We start from the raw sequence: 15,686 nt of genomic DNA, 5'->3' as shown, positions 1-15,686 counted from the left end.
CCTCGACAACGTGACCGTGGTGACCGATTCGGTGCGCCGCGCGCTGGCCGGCCAGAGCCGCCGCGCCGACGTCGCGGTGCTGGATCCGCCGCGCACCGGCGCCGGCCGCGAGGTCATCGACCTGCTGGCCGCTGCGGAGGTGCCCCGGATCGTGCACATCGGGTGTGAGGCAGCATCGTTTGCCCGCGATGTGGGCCTCTACCTCGGACACGGCTACGCGGTCGAGCAGCTGCGGGTGTTCGATTCGTTCCCGCTGACCCACCACGTGGAGTGTGTCGCCGTGCTCAGCCGGTAGAGTGACCGTCCACAGGTGTGCCGGGAAGTCTGGTCGGCGGTACGTTCAGAGACGCCGAACAACGAGGCAGGGCTTGTGACATCTGATCCGCGCAAACACCCGTTCCGGCTCGCCGTACTCTCGCGCGGCACGTGGGCGGAGACCACCAGGGTCACCGAGATCCTGCGCAAGGAGACCGTCGGCGGGGTCATTCTGCTGATCGCGGCCGCCGGTGCGCTGCTGTGGGCCAATTCACCGTGGTCGGAGTCGTATTTCGCGTTGCGCGACCTGGAGCTGGGCGGCCAGCCGTTCGGACTTCACCTGAATCTGACCGTCGGGACCTGGGCCGCCGACGGGCTGCTGGCCATCTTCTTCTTCGTCGTCGGCCTGGAGCTCAAACGCGAGTTCGTGGCCGGCGACCTGCGCGACCCCAGCCGGGCCGCGCTGCCGATCGCGGCCGCGGTCGGCGGCATGGTGGTGCCGGCATTGATCTTCGTCGCGATCACCGCCCGGGTGGGTGACGGCGCGGTGCGCGGCTGGGCGATCCCCACGGCCACCGACATCGCGTTCGCGGTCGCGGTGCTGGCGGTCATCTCCACGCATCTTCCGTCGGCGCTGCGCACCTTCCTGCTGACGCTGGCCGTCGTCGACGACCTGCTGGCGGTCACGGTGATCGCGGTCTTCTACACCGAGGACATCAACGTGACGGCCCTGGCCCTGGCCGCAGTGCCGCTGGCGCTCTTCGGTTTCTGCGTGCAGCGGCGGGTGCGGTCGTGGTGGCTGCTCATCCCGCTGGCGGTGGCGACCTGGGTGCTGGTGCACGAGTCCGGCGTGCACGCCACGGTCGCGGGCGTACTGCTCGGCTTCCTGGTACCGGTGATGCGCAGCCAGGCAGCCGGGGGACCCGACGCGGGGCCGGGCCTGGCCGAGCACTTCGAACACCGGCTCCGGCCGGTGTCGGCGGGCGTGGCGATCCCGGTGTTCGCGTTCTTCGCCGCCGGGGTGAACCTGGGGGGCGTCAGCGGGCTGGCACGGGCGTTCAGCGACCCGATCACGCTGGGCATCGTGGCGGGGTTGGTGCTCGGCAAACCGATCGGGATCTTCCTGACCACCCGGGTGCTGGTGGCCGTGTCCCGCGCGAAACTGGACTCCGCGCTGCGCTGGGTCGACGTGCTCGGGGTGTCCATGCTGGCGGGCATCGGATTCACCGTGTCGCTGCTGATCGGTGATCTGGCGTACGGAATGGGCTCCGAACGTGACGAATTTGTGAAGGTCGGGGTGTTGTCGGGATCACTGTTGGCGGCCACCCTGGCCACCGGTCTGCTGCTCACCAGAAACCGTGCCTACCGGCGCATTCAGGAGGAAGAATCGGTCGACGCCGACCAGGACGGAGTGCCCGATGTGTACCAGGCTCAACAGGACCGGCCTGCTGGGCCGTGCGTAGACTGACGGGATGCTTGAACAGATCCGCGGTCCCGCAGATCTACAACACCTGTCGCAGGCGCAACTGGAGGACCTGGCCCGGGAGATCCGAGATTTCCTGATTCACAAGGTCGCTGCCACGGGTGGACACCTGGGACCCAACCTCGGTGTGGTCGAGTTGACGCTTGCCCTGCACCGGGTTTTCGACTCCCCGCACGATCCGATCGTGTTCGACACCGGGCACCAGGCCTATGTGCACAAGATGCTCACGGGCCGTAGCCAGGAGTTCGGTTCGCTGCGCAAGAAGGACGGCCTGTCCGGCTATCCGTCGCGCGCCGAGAGCGAGCACGACTGGGTGGAGTCCAGCCACGCGAGCTCGGCGCTGTCGTACGCCGACGGACTGGCCAAGGCCTTCGAGCTGTCGGGGCACCGCAACCGCCACGTGGTGGCGGTGGTCGGTGACGGCGCACTGACCGGCGGCATGTGCTGGGAGGCGATGAACAACATCGCCGCGTCTCGGCGTCCGGTGGTCATCGTCGTCAACGACAACGGCCGCAGCTACGCGCCGACGATCGGCGGGTTCGCCGAGCACCTCGCCGGACTGCGGCTGCAACCCGGCTACGAGCGCGTGCTGGAGGAGGGCCGCAAGGCCGTCCGCGGCGTGCCGGTGATCGGCGAGTTCTGCTACCAGTGCATGCACAGCATCAAGGCGGGCATCAAGGATGCGTTGTCGCCGCAGATGATGTTCACCGACCTCGGTCTGAAGTACGTGGGGCCGATCGACGGCCACGACGAGCACGCCGTGGAAGGCGCGCTGCGCCACGCCCGCGCGTTCAACGCCCCGGTGGTGGTCCACGTGGTGACCCGTAAGGGCATGGGCTACTCGCCGGCGGAGAACGACCTCGACGACCAGATGCACGCGTGCGGGGTCATCGACCCGCAGACCGGGCTGGCCACCTCGGTGCCCGGCCCCGGCTGGACCTCGACGTTCTCCGAGGCGCTGATCCGCCTGGCGGCCAAGCGCCGCGACGTCGTGGCGATCACCGCCGCGATGCCCGGACCCACCGGCCTGAGCGCGTTCCGGGAGAGCTTCCCGGACCGCTTCTTCGACGTCGGTATCGCCGAACAGCACGCGATGACGTCGGCCGCCGGGCTGGCGATGGGTGGCATGCACCCGGTGGTGGCGATCTACTCGACGTTCCTCAACCGCGCGTTCGACCAGATGCTGATGGACGTGGCGCTGCACAAGCTCCCGGTGACGATCGTGCTGGACCGGTCCGGGGTCACCGGCCCGGACGGCGCCAGCCACAACGGCATGTGGGACCTGTCGATCCTGGGCATCGTGCCCGGGATGCGGGTCGCCGCACCGCGTGACGGTGCCCGGCTGCGGGAGGAACTCGGCGAGGCCGTCGAGATCAAGGACGGGCCGACCGCCGTGCGCTTCCCGAAAGGCGATGTCGGAGAGGACATCCCGGCCCTCGAACGGCGCGACGGGGTGGACATCCTGGCCGTCCCCGCCGACGGGCTGTCGGAGGACGTGCTCGTGGTCGCCGTCGGTCCGTTCGCCGCGATGGCGCTGGCGATCGCCGAACGGTTGCGCAACCAGGGCATCGGGGTGACGGTGGTGGACCCGCGATGGGTGCTGCCCGTCCCGGAACTGATCGCGACACTGGCGCCCCGGCACAAGCTGGTCGTCACCATCGAGGACAACGGCGGTCACGGCGGGGTCGGATCGGCGGTGTCGAGTGCGTTGCGGCGCAAGGAGATCGACGTGCCGTGCCGGGACGCCGCGCTGCCCCAGGAGTTCTTCGCACACGCCTCGCGCGGCGAGGTGCTGGCCGAGGTCGGGCTGACCGAGCAGAACATCGCCCGCCAGATCACCGGCTGGGTGGCCGCGCTGGGCGCTGCCGACGGCGACCGCGAAGTCAGCGAGCGCGTGGACTGACCGTGCTGAAAGCCTTCTCCGCCCGCCTCGCGGCGGCGGTTCTGCTGATGATCGCTGCGCTGGTCGCGGGTGCGTCCACCGCGAACGCCGGGACACCGGTCTGGTCGGGCCTCGACGCCAGGGCCTGGGACGGACCCGCGGCGTCGCCGGGCACGCTGCTGGAGACCGTGACGCTGGATCCCGCGCTGTCGGTGCCCGAGGCCGGCTCCGCCTACCGCATCCTGTACTCCACCATCGACCAGCACGACCGCCCGGCGGTCAGCACCGCGGTGGTGTTCACCCCGAGAACGGCCGCTCCGCAAGGCGGATGGCCGGTGGTGGCGTGGGCGCACGGCACCGTCGGTCTCGGTGACGACTGCGCGCCGTCGGCGCGGCCGCGCAGCGACCGCGACGGTGAGTACCTGTCGCACTGGCTCGACCAGGGTTACGCCGTAGTGGGCAGCGACTACACCGGCCTGGGCACACCGGGGCTGATGAGCTACCTCAACAGCCGCACCACCGCACGGGCTGTGGTGGATTCGGTGATCGCGGCCCACCAGATGGGACTGGCTCTGTCGCCGAAGTGGGCGGTGGTCGGACAGTCCCAGGGTGGGGGCGCCGCCGTCGCGACCGCCCGCTGGGCCACCGAGTTCAGCGCCGGACATGGCCTGGACTACCGCGGTGTCGTCGCCACCGGCACCCCGGCCAACGTCGAGACCATCATCAAGCAGGCGGGGCCGGACATGGCCGTCCCGCCCGCCCTCGGTCCGATGGGCAGCGCCTACACCGCCTACATCGTCGCGGCCCTGCGGGAGGCCCGCCCCGACCTCGATCTGGACCGGGTGTTGACCCCTGCGGGGCGCGCCGCTGCCGACAAAGCCGAGACGCTGTGTGCCACTGACCTTCCCGGTGTGCTGGAAGCTCTGACGGTGCCCGGATTCTTCACCGCGCCGATCGCGTCGATCCCCGGCGCGGTCGAGGCGATCGATGCGTTCATGGGTGTACCGGCCGACGGTTACGACCGGCCGATCTTCCTCGGGGTCGGATTGCAGGACCGCGATGTGCCACCGGATCTGACCCTGCGGTTCGCCGAGCGGTTGACGGCCAACGGCCAGGACGTGACGTTGAAGGTGTACCCGGACTCCGACCACAGCGGCACGGTGCTGACGTCGATGCCGGACTCGACCGCGTTCCTGTCGGGGGTGCTGGCCTGAGCGCTGCCGGTCAGCGCGCGAACCGCGGTCTGCGGACAGAAGTTTGACTCGTCGGCACAGGTGATCGCATAGTGTATCCAATCACCTGAAAGCGAGAGCCGATGTCACCGCGCACCGCAACCAAGCGTTCCGGACCCCGGAACACCAACGAGGGCGACGCGTCGACGGCCCCGGCCGCGGATGCCGATCGGGGACGCCGGTCGGATTTCGTCCGCCCCAAGACCGCTCAGCAGGCCGTCGTAGAGGCGCTGCGGCACGACATCACCACCGGCAAGCTGGCGCCCGGCAGCTGGATCGTGCAGGAGGCGGTCGCCGAACAGTTCGGGATGTCGCGCATCCCGATCCGTGAAGCGCTCAAGACGCTGGAGGCCGAGGAGTACATCACCTACGTGCCGCACAGCGGCTACCGCGTCACCAAGCTCAGCCTGGCCGACCTGCTCGAGGTGTTCACCCTGCGCGCCATCCTGGAGGAGGCGCTGATCCGGGACGCGATGCCCGCGGTCACCGACCAGATCGTCGACGACATGCGTAGCTGCAACGCCGACATGGACAAGGCGCTCGCCGACGGCGACCTGATCTCGGTCGGGGTGTTCAACCGGCAGTTCCACTTCCTGACCTTCCACGCCAGCGGGATGGCCCGCACCAAACGCATCGTCACCCAGTTGTGGAACACCGCCGACGCCTACCGGCCCATGTATTCACCGCTGCTCGACATGCCGAAGGTCTGCCACGAGCACGTGGCGATGATCGAGGCGATGGCCGCCCGTGATGTCGAGCGGATGGTCGCGCTCAACAATGAGCACCGCGCCCACGCGATCGAGCCGATCCACCGGATCTTCGAGGCCGAGCGGGACTCGCCGGCGTGACGGTCGCCGACCGGCTGCGCGAGCTGGGGCTGTCACTTCCCGCCGCGCCGCCCCCGAAGGGTGCCTATTTCCCGAGCCGCCGGTGCGGCGATCAGCTCTGGGTATCCGGGGCGACGGCCCGCCGCGCCGGGGTGCCCGCGCTGCGCGGGGTCGTCGGCGACGATGTGACCGTCGAGACCGCCGGCGAGCAGGCGGCACTGGCCGCGTTGAATCTTCTCGGCGCGATCGAGGCCGCGGTGGGGCTGGACGCGGTGAGCGCGGTGGTCCAGTTGCGCGGCTATGTGCGCGCGGTCGCCGACTTCGACGCCCACCCGGCGGTCATCGACGGAGCGTCGCGGGTGCTGATCGACGTGTTCGGCGCGGACGTCGGCGCGCACGCGCGGACCGCGATCGGTGTCGCGTCGCTGCCGGGCGGGGCGTGCGTGGAACTCGATGTCGTCGTCAGCGTCGCACAGGCCTGAGTCGGTCCAGCCAGCGCCCGATCGCCAGGCCGAGCGCGAGCCCGGCGAATCCGTTGGCCGCCAAGGTGATCCATTCCGGTAGCGGTGCCGTGGCCGGGCGTGACGGAGGTTCGGTGATCGCGTCGGGCGCGGTTGCGGGACCGCCGACGATCACGGCGTCGAGACGCTCGACGAACTGGCCGATGATGCGATTGCTCACCGGCACGATCGCGCCCTTGCCGAATTGCGCGATGCGGCCGCTGAGTTCGAGGTCGGTGGTGACGGTGACGGCCGTCCGGCCGGCCTGTTCACGGGCCACCAGACGCACCGTGGCCTCGGTGGACCCGTTGCCCTTCCGGTCGGCGGCCGTGCCCGAGACCACCATCTCCCTGGCGGAGTCGTCCTGAGAGACCAGAGTCGCCTTGCCCGCCAACGTCATTCCGATCGGCCCGACTTTGACGGTGACGTGGGCGTGGTAATCGGCGCCGTCGCGACGGTCCAGTTCCGCGCCCGGGACGCAGCGGACGACGGTGGGAATGTCGGTGAGCACCGCCCACGCATCGTCCAGTGGCGCGTCGACCGTGAACTCGTTGATGAGTTTCATTCGTCCTCCGGTTGTGGTTCAGACCACGCCACCCTACGATTGGATACGATATACAGCAATCTCAAACTCGCCCCCCGAGGAGGCTTTCCCGAATGCTGAGCATGGGTGTAGGACTGTTCCCCACCGAGCCGGCGGGAGCGATGTGTTCCTATGTCCGGCTGTGTGAGGACCTCGGTTACGACCACGTCTGGTTCGGCGATTCCCAGAACATCTGGCGGGAGTCCTCGACGGTGATGGGTGCGGCCGCGGTCGGCACGGAGCGGATCGTGTTCGGCACGGGGGTGACCAACGCGGTCACCCGGCACCCCTCGCTGCTGGCCTCCACGTGGGCCACTTTGGCTGAGTTCACCGGTGGCCGAGTCGCTCTCGGTATCGGCACCGGGGACTCGTCGCTCCGGACGATGGGCCTCAAGCCCCTCAAGCTCGCCGAACTGGAGAAGTCCATCACGGACCTGCGCGCGCTGTTCCGCGGCGAGAAGGTCGCCGAACCCACCAGTGGCGCCGAATACCACCTGAACTACCTGAGCGGTCCGGTGGACATTCCGATCTACATCGCGGCGTCCGCCCCGAAGATCCTGGAGATGTCCGGCCGCATCGCCGACGGCGTCATCGTGCTGGTGGGCACGGCGCCCGAGTTCATCGAGGGCGCGCTGCAGACCATCGAACGGGGTGCGCGGCAGAGCGGCCGCACGCTCGACGACCTGCACATCGTGTTGTGGACCCCGACGGCGATCGGCGAGGACAGCACCGAGGCGCGAGATCTGGTGCGCGCACATGTGTCCCGCGTCGCGATCCGTCCGTTGCCGGCGAAGGTGGACCCCTCACTGGAGAAGGCCATCGACCGGATCCGCGAGCAGTACAACTACTACGAGCACATGAATCCCGAGGCCGCACACGCCGACCTGGTGCCCGACGAACTCGTCGATCTGTTCGCGCTGGCCGGCACCAAGGCCGAGTGCGCGCAGCGGCTCAAGGAGATCGAGTCCCTCGGGGTCGACCAGGTGTCGATCGTGCCGTTCGTGCGGCCCGGCCAGAGTCGCGAGGGCACGATCCGCGCCTTCGCCGACATCGTCAACGGTCGCTAGGAGTGAGCCGGCCCGACGCCGCGGATCTGCGGGCGCACCCGGCGCCGGGCAGTGCCGTGCCCGGCGCGCCCCCGGCGTTGAAGCGCGCGCTGACGCCGGCTGACGGCGTCGTCGAAGCTGGATCTGCGCCGTCGGCCGTCACCGAATATGCTGACCCGCGGCGCGACGCCGGCGCCGCGGATTCTTCGGACGGATCCGGTCTGCGTGGTGCATTCGTGCTGCTGGGCGTGGCGGCCGGGCTGGAAATGGCCGCTGTGATCTCGCGCCGACATCGCCGTAAATATTGACCCAGATCACACCTCTTCGTATAGTGTATCCAATATTCAAACCCCTTCTGGAGGCTCCTTTTATGTCACGGTTCCCCAAGGTCATCGGCGCACTCGTCGCGACGTCCGCACTGCTTGTCGGCGCCACCGCGTGTGCCGACGAATCCGCCGGACCGGCTGACGCGGGCGGCGGGGGAGCCGCGACCGACACGCTGAGCATCTCGGCGACCGGCGTCGACAGCCTGCCCTTCATGGCGATCCTGACCGCAGGCATCAACAAGAAGTGGTTCGAGGAGGAGGGCCTCAAGGTCGACCTGTTCTCCGGCGGCGGCGGCGGCAACACGCTGCGCGTGGTGACCAGCGGTGACGCCGACATGGCGATCGCGGGCAACAGCTCGGTGCTTCTTGCTGCGCAGCAACCGAATTCGAACCTCAAGGTGGTCGCGCCGTGGTTCCAGGTCAACGACTTCTCCTGGATCAGCCCGCCCGGGCGTTCGATCGAGGGCGCCGTACTGGGCTTCAGCTCCGCCGGTTCGTCGACCGAACTTCTGGTCAAGGGCCTCGAACGCGAACTCGGTCAGGGTGTCCGGGCCCAGGCCGTCGGCCAGATGGGTGACAACTGGACCGCCGCCAAGGCCAACCAGATCACCGCGGGCTGGGCGATGCAGCCGTTCATCGCCGAGAAGCAGGCCTCCGAGAACGCCGAGGTGCTGATCAACTCCCGCGACGTGCTGGGCGACCTGCCCGCCGACCTGGTCGCGGTCAACACCGAGTATGCCGAGGCCAACCCCGAGAATCTGAAGAAGTTCTTCAAGGTCGCCGACCGGCTCAACGAGTGGGTCGTGTCCAACCCCGACGAGGCCGGCGCCGAGATCGGTCCGCTGGTGGGAGTCTCCCCGGAGGTCATGCAGGCCGCGCTGCGCAGCAACCCCGACCTGGCCAAGGCCTACTCCCTCAAAGTCGATGCCGAGGGCCTGAGCAACCTCTCCGATCTGATGCTGGCCGCGGGCCAGATCGACCAGCCGGTGGACTGGGCCACGGTGCTCGACCAGCAGTACCTGCCCGAGGATGACCGGGCCACCTTCTGACCGACCGTCGACTCCAGCCCACGTCCGAGCGAAAAGGTAGCGTCTTGAACTCACCAGGCATCGAGATGACCGGAGTGTCAGTCGTTTTCGACACACCCGCCCGCCGTGTCACGGCGGTCACCGGCATCGACCAGAGTGTTCCGCATTCGAGCTTCGTGTCCATCGTCGGGCCGAGTGGATGCGGAAAGTCGACGCTGCTCGCAGTGGTCGCGGGCCTGCAGAAGGCCACCACCGGCACCGTCAGCGTCGCCGGCAAGCCGGTGACCGGCCCCGACCCGAAGATCGGCGTCGTGTTCCAGGAGGACTCGACGTTGCCGTGGCGCACCGTCGAGGAGAACGTCGGCTTCGCGATGGAGATGATCGGGGTTCCGAAGGACACCCGGCGTAAGCGGGCCAAGGAAGCCGTCGACCTGGTCGGCTTGAGTGGATTCGAGAAGTCCTATCCCTCACAGCTTTCCGGCGGTATGCGGCAGCGTGTCGCGCTGGCGCGCACGCTGGCCGTGCAGCCGGAGGTGGTGCTGATGGACGAGCCGTTCGCAGCGCTGGACCAGCAGACCCGGCTGTTCCTCGGCACCGAGGTCCGCCAGATCTGGGCCAGGACGAAGCAGACGATCATGTTCGTCACGCACGACATCTCCGAGGCGATCCTGCTCTCGCAACAGGTCTGGGTGATGTCCTACCGTCCCGGAACCATCATCGACGTCGTCGACATCGATCTGCCGGGGGAGCGCGACGCCGGGGTGGTCTCCACACCACGCTTCAACGAACTGCACAACCGGATCTGGGGATCCCTGCAGGCCGAATCGATGCGTGGCTTCCAGCAGCAGGAGACGGCGGCCACGTGAGCACCTCGTTCGCGGCCACCGACGACCTGCCCACCGAGGCCACGCCGCCCGGAACACCGGCCGGACCGCAGCGCCGCGGGCGACGGTTCGGAAAGCTGGCCTACAGCGCGGGATCGACGGTCCTGCTGTTGCTGGCGTTCACCGCGTTCGCCGAGATCGGCTCTGCGGCGGGCTGGTGGAACGACCATGTGATGCCGGCGCCGTCGGTGATCCTCGCCGAGTTGGGCGTCCTGATCACCGAATCGCAGTTCTGGCTGGACGCGCAGCGCACCGGTATCGAGGTCGCGCTGTCGATCCTGTTCGGCTGCCTGCTGGGGTTCACCGCCGGCCTGCTGTTCTGGAAGGTCCCGCTGCTGGGCCGGGTGTTCGAGCCGTACCTGGTCTCGTTCTACGCCGTACCACTGGTGCTGTTCTACCCGGTGATGATCGTGCTCGTCGGCATCAACTCGATGTCGGTGATCATCCTGGCCACCATCATGGCGGCCATCCCGATGGCGCTGAACACCGCGGTGGGCCTGAACCAGATGCCGCCGGTGTACATGAAGCTGGCGCGCTCGCTGAAAGCCTCGCCACGGCAGACGCTGTTCGCGATCGCCATCCCCGCCGCCGGGCCGTTCATCGTCGCCGGTCTGCGGCTGGCGGTGGTGTACGCGCTGATCGGCACCATCGCGATGGAGTTCACCACGGCCCAGGCCGGATTGGGGTACCGGATCCGGTATCTCTACGAAATTTTCGACAACGTCGGCATGTTCGCCTACATCGTGGTCGTGCTGCTGCTGTCGTGCCTGCTGACGGTCGCGCTGGCCACCGTCGAGCGGGTGCTGTTGCGAGGGAGGAACGCGTGACCGCCACGAAGCCGGCCCCAGTCCCGAGCCCGAAGCCGACCTCGACGGAAACCGAGACCGAAACTGTTGCGCCGTCCCGCTTCTCGTGGCGGTCCCTGCTGGCCAGTCAGGCAGTCGGGGCAAGCCTGCTGGCGGTCGTGGTGGTGCTCGCCTGGCAGGTGATGTCCGGTCTGACGTTCGTGATCCCCTCACCGGCGCAGACGATCGTGGTGCTGTTCGAGAATCTGTCGGACCCCACGTATCTGTTCGACCTGCGCGTCACCGCGCAGGCGGTGCTGATGGCGTTCGTGATCGGCACCGCCGTCGGCGGCGGGTTGGGCCTGATGCTCGGCCTGTCCAGCCGGCTGCGGATGATCTTCGAACCGCTCATCATCATGCTCAACGGGATTCCCAAGATCGTGCTGTACCCGGTGCTGCTGCCGATCTTCAGCCTGTCGGGTTCCAAGATCGTGATGGGGGTGCTGTTCGCCCTGTTCCCAGTGCTGATCAACGTGTCCACCGGTGTGCAGGAGATCCCGAAGGTCTACTGGAAGCTGGCTCGCTCGGTCCGCGCGAACGCCTGGCAGATGTTGACCCACATCATCTTTCCGGCGATCCGGCGTCCGCTGCTGACCGGGATCCGGCTGGCCGTGAGCCTCGCGGTGGTGGGCGTCGTGCTGTCGGAGTTCTTCGCGACCCGGCGCGGTCTGGGCAGGGTGGTGCTGCAGGCCTACAGCCACGGCGATTACCCGTCGATGGTGGCCACCATCATGCTGCTGATCACCATCTCGTTCGGTATCTCGATCGCCCTGTGGCAGTGGGAGAAACGGCTACATTGAGCCGGTCAGTGGGCAGCTCGGTGCGGCGTCGGGAGGACGACCGCCTGCTGGCCGGGAACGGACGGTTCCTGGCCGATCACGCCGCGGGCGCCAAACACGTCGTGTTCGTCAGGTCCACCCAGCCGCACGCCGGGATCACCGGTATCGACACGGCTGCTGCCGAGCAGATGCCCGGTGTGCACGGTGTTTTCACCGCCGCCGACCTCGGCCTGGAGCACACGCCGATCCCGTCGCTGACCACCCCGGATCCGGACTTCACCGCGGCCACGTCGCTGGTGCTCGCCGAGCAGCGGTTGGCGATCCTCGCCTCGGACCGGGTGCATTTCGTCGGGCAGCCGATCGCGGTCGTGGTCGCCGACGACCGGTATCTGGCCGAGGACGCCGCCGAGCACGTCGTGGTGTCCTACCAGAGTCTGGAGCCGGTCGTCGACGCCGCGGCGGCCCTCGACCCCGCCGCTCCCGTGCTGTTCGATCACCTGGGCCACAACGAGGCGGCCCGGCTGGAGTACGAGTTCGGTGATCCCGGTGGCGCGTTCGAGGTGGCCGCCCACGTGGTCGAGGACACCTACCGGATGGAGCGCCACGGCGCGGTGCCGCTGGAATGCCGCGGTGTGCTGGCCGAGTACGCCGCGACGCTGGGCCGCGTCGAGGTGTCCACGTCCACCCAGATCCCGCACATGGTGCGCAACGCGATCTGCTCGGTGACGGGCTGGACGCGGGACCAGGTGAAGGTCAGCGTGCCCGACGTCGGCGGCGGATTCGGTACCAAGGCCAACGTGTACGCCGAGGAGGTCGTCCTCGCGGTGCTCGCCGAACATGTCCGGCGCCGGCTGATCTGGATCGAGGACCGGCAGGAACATCTGGTCTCCAGCGCGCAGGCCCGGGACCAGACGCACCGGGCCCGGCTGGCCGTGGACGCGGCAGGCCGGATCCTGGCGTGGGACGTCGACTTCGTCGTGGACATCGGCGCCGGAAGCCTCTGGGTCGCAGGCATCGTGGCGAACACCGCGGTGCACCTGATGGGCCCCTACCGCGTGCCGGCGGTGCACGTGCGCGGTCGCGCCGCACTGACCAACAAGACGCTGGTGGCCCAGTATCGCGGTGCGGGCCGGCCCGAGGCCACGTTCTCGCTGGAACGCAGCCTCGATGCCGCCGCCGCCGCTCTGGGCATCTCGGGCGCCGAGATCCGCAGGCGCAACCTGCTGACCGCTGCGGACATGCCCTATCCGCGGCCCATTCCGTACCGCGACGGCGTACCGATCGCCTACGACGGCGGCGACTACCTCGCGTGCCTGGACTCGGTGCTGGCGGCGCTGCCGCCGTCGGAGGCCGACGTGTGCGCGCTGCAGAACCCGGACCACCACATCGGTTACGGGCTGTCGTCCTACCTGGAGGCCACCGGGCGCGGACCTCACGAGACCGGGCGGGCGCGGCTGCTGCCCGACGGCCGGTTCGAGGTCACGGCGGGGGCGGCCTCGGCTGGGCAGGGACACGAGACGGTCTTCGCGCAGGTGGCCGCGGACGCGCTGGAGGTCCCGCTGGAACGGGTGCGCTACGTCGCCTCGGACACCGAACGCCTGCCCGAGGGCGTGGGCACGTTCGCCAGCCGGTCGGCCGTCCTGGCCGGCTCGGCCGTGCACCAGGCGTGCCGCGAGCTGATCGAGCTGGCCTCGGCGCGGGCCGCGGACCTGATGGGCGCCGGGTCCGCCGACTATGCGCACGGCCGGTTCACCGCCGGCGACGACGTGCTGGGCTGGGACGAACTGGCTGCGGCGAGCCGGGTCGGCGGCGCCGGTGAGGGCGGCGCGGCGCTGGACGTGACGTCGGTGTTCCGGGTCGAGACGGTGACCTGGACGATGGGCGTGCACGCGGTGATCGTCGGTGTGCACCGCCGCACCGGAATCGTGAAGGTGTTGCGCTACGCGGTGTCCCACGAAGGGGGCCGGGAGATCAACCCGCGCATCGTCGAGGGCCAGATCGTCGGCGGCGTCGCGCAGGGCATCGGCGGTGCGCTCTTCGAGGCGTGGCGGTATTCGCCCACCGGCGAGCCGACCTCGACCACCTTCGCGGCGTATCACCTGCCGCTGACCACCGACGTGCCCGACGTGATCGTCAACCATCTCTCCGTCGACACCCCGGTCAATCCCCTCGGCGTGCGCGGCGCGGGGGAGAGCGGCACCATCGCCGTGTACTCCGCGGTGGCCGGTGCCGTCGACGACGCCGTCGGTGGCGGCCTGCACGTCACCAGCACGCCGATCCAGACCGGTGAGCTGTGCCGGGCTCTGCAGCGGGTGGCGTCGTGAAGCCGGCGCCTTTCGACTACCACCGGCCCGAATCGGTCGGCGGGGCACTGGATCTGCTGGCCGGCGATCCCGACGCCAAGCTGTTGGCGGGCGGTCAGTCGCTGCTGACGTTGATGAACCTGCGGCTGGCCCGGCCGTCGGCGGTGATCGACATCGGCAGGCTGACCGAGCTGAACCGGATCTTCGACGACACCGACGACCTGATCCTGGGCGCGCTGGTGACGCACCGCACGGTCGAGGTGGACCCGCTGATCGCGGCGCGCGCCCCGCTGCTGGCCGAGGCGGCGCGGCACATCGGGCACGTCGGCATCCGCAACCGCGGCACGATCGGCGGTTCGGTGGCCCACGCCGATCCTGCCGCCGAGATGCCGCTGGCCACACTGGTTCTCGATGCGACCTTCCATGTCGAGTCGGCATCGTCCGGGCGGCGCACGGTCGGCGCGGACGAGATGTTCGTGTCCTTCTACACCAGCGCGTTGGCGCCCGACGAGATGATCACCTGGATCTCGGTGCCCGCGATCCGGCCCGACCAGGGCTGGGGCTTCGTCGAATATGCCCACCAGCACGGCGATTACGGCCTTGCCGGCGCGGGCTGCATGCTCACCCTCGGGCCGGACGGCCGGATCTCGGCGCTGCGCGCCGGCGTGCTGAGCGTGGCCGACCGGCCGCTGCTGTTCGTGGGCGACGACGTCGTCGGCGAGTTGCCGTCGGAGCAGTTGTGGCAGCGGCTGGGCCGGCGGTGGGCCGCAGGCACGGATCCGGTGGCCGACGATGCCGACTATGCGCGGCGGCTGTGCGCGGCCGCGCTGACCGAGGCGATGACCGCCGCGCACCGCCGCGCGGGGGCGCCCGGAAGGGAGCACGATGCACGCTGACACACCCGCACCGGTGGCCATCTCGTTGATCGTGAACGGTAGGCAGGTCTCCCGCACCGTGTCGCCGCGGCTCACGCTCGCCGACTTCCTGCGCGACGAACTCGGGCTCACCGGAACGCATCTGGGCTGCGAACACGGGGTCTGCGGGGCGTGCACGGTGTTCGTCGACGGTCGTTCCGGACGGGCGTGCCTGATGCTCGCGGTGCAGGCCGACGGGCTGCGGGTGGACACCGTGGAGGGACTCGACCAGTTCGAGGAGGCCGCGCGACTCAAGCAGGCGTTCACCCGCTGCGGCGGATTGCAGTGTGGTTTCTGCACCCCGGGATTTCTGGTCAGTGCCGTCGAATTGCTCCGTGACCCGGACGCGGAGAAACCGCTGACCGCCGAGTCGGTGCGGGAAGCGTTGTCGGGCAACGTGTGTCGATGCACCGGCTACCAGGGCATCGTGGCGGCGGTGCTGGATGCCGCGGCGGCGCCCGCCGATGGCGAGGACAGTGCCGAGTCCTGACGGTGTGCCCACGTCGGCGTTGCCGCCCGTCCCGCGGCGTCCACGCCCCGCCGAGCTGCTGAGGCCGGTCGGCCGGAGCCGGTGGGGGATGGCGGCCTGGCTGGCGGCCGGGCTGGGTGCGATCCTCGCGACCACCGCGGCGGTCGGACACGCCGAGCTCGGGTCGGCGATGGGTCTGGGATTCGTGCTGACTGCGGTGCCGTCACTGTCGCCGACGTGGCGGGCGGCGTTCGGGACCATCGCGATCCGCGCGCTGGCGGTGCTGGCCGGCGCGGTGCTGGCCGTGCTCACGGTCGGCCACCCGGCGGC

Annotated in this window: 15 protein-coding genes and 2 pseudogenes; 16 read left to right on the top strand and 1 reads right to left on the bottom strand. The window is 69.4% G+C overall.

The genetic code is table 11. The annotated features are described in order from the left end of the window. The 6 genes and pseudogenes from MVA01S_RS22830 to MVA01S_RS22805 form a co-directional block, all read left to right on the top strand. Nucleotides 1–295: pseudogene (locus tag MVA01S_RS22830) on the top strand (class I SAM-dependent RNA methyltransferase); the annotation flags it as partial. A 75-nt stretch (nt 296–370) separates the two neighbouring features. Then, a complete protein-coding gene (gene nhaA, locus MVA01S_RS22825) occupies nt 371–1,723 on the top strand; it encodes a Na+/H+ antiporter NhaA (RefSeq protein WP_003934005.1) in 1,353 nt (450 codons plus the stop codon). Nucleotides 1,724–1,727: 4 nt separating this feature from the next. After that, complete coding sequence (gene dxs / locus MVA01S_RS22820) at nt 1,728–3,641, top strand: 1-deoxy-D-xylulose-5-phosphate synthase (RefSeq protein ID WP_003934006.1); 1,914 nt, start codon at nt 1,728–1,730, stop codon at nt 3,639–3,641. A gap of 47 nt (nt 3,642–3,688) precedes the next feature. Beyond that, a complete protein-coding gene (locus MVA01S_RS22815; protein ID WP_086006128.1) occupies nt 3,689–4,834 on the top strand; it encodes an alpha/beta hydrolase family protein in 1,146 nt (381 codons plus the stop codon). A gap of 101 nt (nt 4,835–4,935) precedes the next feature. After that, complete coding sequence (locus MVA01S_RS22810; RefSeq protein ID WP_003934008.1) at nt 4,936–5,700, top strand: GntR family transcriptional regulator; 765 nt, start codon at nt 4,936–4,938, stop codon at nt 5,698–5,700. Beyond that, a complete protein-coding gene (locus MVA01S_RS22805) occupies nt 5,697–6,161 on the top strand; it encodes a RidA family protein (RefSeq protein ID WP_003934009.1) in 465 nt (154 codons plus the stop codon). The genes MVA01S_RS22810 and MVA01S_RS22805 overlap by 4 nt, the downstream gene beginning before the upstream one ends. Here MVA01S_RS22805 and MVA01S_RS22800 read toward each other — a convergent pair. Then, nucleotides 6,142–6,744 carry an SRPBCC family protein gene (locus MVA01S_RS22800; RefSeq protein ID WP_003934010.1) on the bottom strand — a complete coding sequence of 201 codons (603 nt, stop codon included), beginning with the start codon at nt 6,742–6,744 and terminating at the stop codon, nt 6,142–6,144. The genes MVA01S_RS22805 and MVA01S_RS22800 overlap by 20 nt on opposite strands. Before the next feature lie 101 nt (nt 6,745–6,845). Between MVA01S_RS22800 and MVA01S_RS22795 the strand changes: the two genes are divergently transcribed. From MVA01S_RS22795 to MVA01S_RS22750, 10 genes and pseudogenes are all read left to right on the top strand, one after another. After that, nucleotides 6,846–7,829: an LLM class flavin-dependent oxidoreductase gene (locus tag MVA01S_RS22795; protein ID WP_237024367.1), complete on the top strand. Its 984-nt coding sequence runs from the start codon at nt 6,846–6,848 to the stop codon at nt 7,827–7,829. A gap of 2 nt (nt 7,830–7,831) precedes the next feature. Continuing rightward, nucleotides 7,832–8,116, top strand: a complete 285-nt coding sequence (locus MVA01S_RS22790) for a hypothetical protein (RefSeq protein ID WP_003934012.1) — start codon at nt 7,832–7,834, stop codon at nt 8,114–8,116. Nucleotides 8,117–8,178: 62 nt separating this feature from the next. Beyond that, on the top strand, nt 8,179–9,183 hold the full coding sequence (locus MVA01S_RS22785) for an ABC transporter substrate-binding protein (RefSeq protein ID WP_003934013.1): 1,005 nt from the start codon (nt 8,179–8,181) through the stop codon (nt 9,181–9,183). Nucleotides 9,184–9,248: 65 nt separating this feature from the next. Continuing rightward, nucleotides 9,249–10,028 (top strand): ABC transporter ATP-binding protein, encoded by a 780-nt coding sequence (locus tag MVA01S_RS22780; protein ID WP_237024368.1) that lies wholly within the window; start codon nt 9,249–9,251, stop codon nt 10,026–10,028. Beyond that, a complete protein-coding gene (locus MVA01S_RS22775) occupies nt 10,025–10,873 on the top strand; it encodes an ABC transporter permease (protein ID WP_003934015.1) in 849 nt (282 codons plus the stop codon). The genes MVA01S_RS22780 and MVA01S_RS22775 overlap by 4 nt, the downstream gene beginning before the upstream one ends. Next, nucleotides 10,870–11,691 carry an ABC transporter permease gene (locus tag MVA01S_RS22770; RefSeq protein WP_003934016.1) on the top strand — a complete coding sequence of 274 codons (822 nt, stop codon included), beginning with the start codon at nt 10,870–10,872 and terminating at the stop codon, nt 11,689–11,691. The genes MVA01S_RS22775 and MVA01S_RS22770 overlap by 4 nt, the downstream gene beginning before the upstream one ends. 8 nt (nt 11,692–11,699) lie before the next feature. Then, nucleotides 11,700–13,994: a xanthine dehydrogenase family protein molybdopterin-binding subunit gene (locus MVA01S_RS22765; RefSeq protein ID WP_237024369.1), complete on the top strand. Its 2,295-nt coding sequence runs from the start codon at nt 11,700–11,702 to the stop codon at nt 13,992–13,994. Further along, nucleotides 13,991–14,869 (top strand): FAD binding domain-containing protein, encoded by an 879-nt coding sequence (locus MVA01S_RS22760; protein WP_040543283.1) that lies wholly within the window; start codon nt 13,991–13,993, stop codon nt 14,867–14,869. Before MVA01S_RS22765 ends, MVA01S_RS22760 begins: the two co-directional genes overlap by 4 nt. Then, entirely contained in the window at nt 14,859–15,377 is a 519-nt protein-coding gene (locus MVA01S_RS22755) for a (2Fe-2S)-binding protein (RefSeq protein ID WP_003933958.1), read from the top strand. The genes MVA01S_RS22760 and MVA01S_RS22755 overlap by 11 nt, the downstream gene beginning before the upstream one ends. Continuing rightward, nucleotides 15,364–15,686, top strand: a pseudogene (locus MVA01S_RS22750) (hypothetical protein); the annotation flags it as partial. The gene MVA01S_RS22755 and the pseudogene MVA01S_RS22750, both read left to right, overlap by 14 nt.

It is taken from the genome of Mycolicibacterium vaccae NBRC 14118 = CIP 105934, assembly GCF_001552715.1.
GTDB classification, from domain to species: domain Bacteria; phylum Actinomycetota; class Actinomycetes; order Mycobacteriales; family Mycobacteriaceae; genus Mycobacterium; species Mycobacterium vaccae.
Note: the sequence above shows the minus strand (reverse complement) of the source record. Positions and strands in the feature narration are given on the sequence as shown.

What these genes read in the sequence shown, in the direction of transcription:
- MVA01S_RS22815 (WP_086006128.1), top strand. Translation starts at nt 3,689, where the DNA reads ATGATCGCTGCGCTGGTCGCGGGTGCGTCCACCGCGAACGCCGGGACA.
- MVA01S_RS22800 (WP_003934010.1), bottom strand. Translation starts at nt 6,744, where the DNA reads ATGAAACTCATCAACGAGTTCACGGTCGACGCGCCACTGGACGATGCG.
- MVA01S_RS22780 (WP_237024368.1), top strand. Translation starts at nt 9,249, where the DNA reads ATGACCGGAGTGTCAGTCGTTTTCGACACACCCGCCCGCCGTGTCACG.
- MVA01S_RS22785 (WP_003934013.1), top strand. Translation starts at nt 8,179, where the DNA reads ATGTCACGGTTCCCCAAGGTCATCGGCGCACTCGTCGCGACGTCCGCA.
- MVA01S_RS22795 (WP_237024367.1), top strand. Translation starts at nt 6,846, where the DNA reads ATGGGTGTAGGACTGTTCCCCACCGAGCCGGCGGGAGCGATGTGTTCC.
- MVA01S_RS22755 (WP_003933958.1), top strand. Translation starts at nt 14,859, where the DNA reads ATGCACGCTGACACACCCGCACCGGTGGCCATCTCGTTGATCGTGAAC.
- dxs (WP_003934006.1), top strand. Translation starts at nt 1,728, where the DNA reads ATGCTTGAACAGATCCGCGGTCCCGCAGATCTACAACACCTGTCGCAG.
- MVA01S_RS22810 (WP_003934008.1), top strand. Translation starts at nt 4,936, where the DNA reads ATGTCACCGCGCACCGCAACCAAGCGTTCCGGACCCCGGAACACCAAC.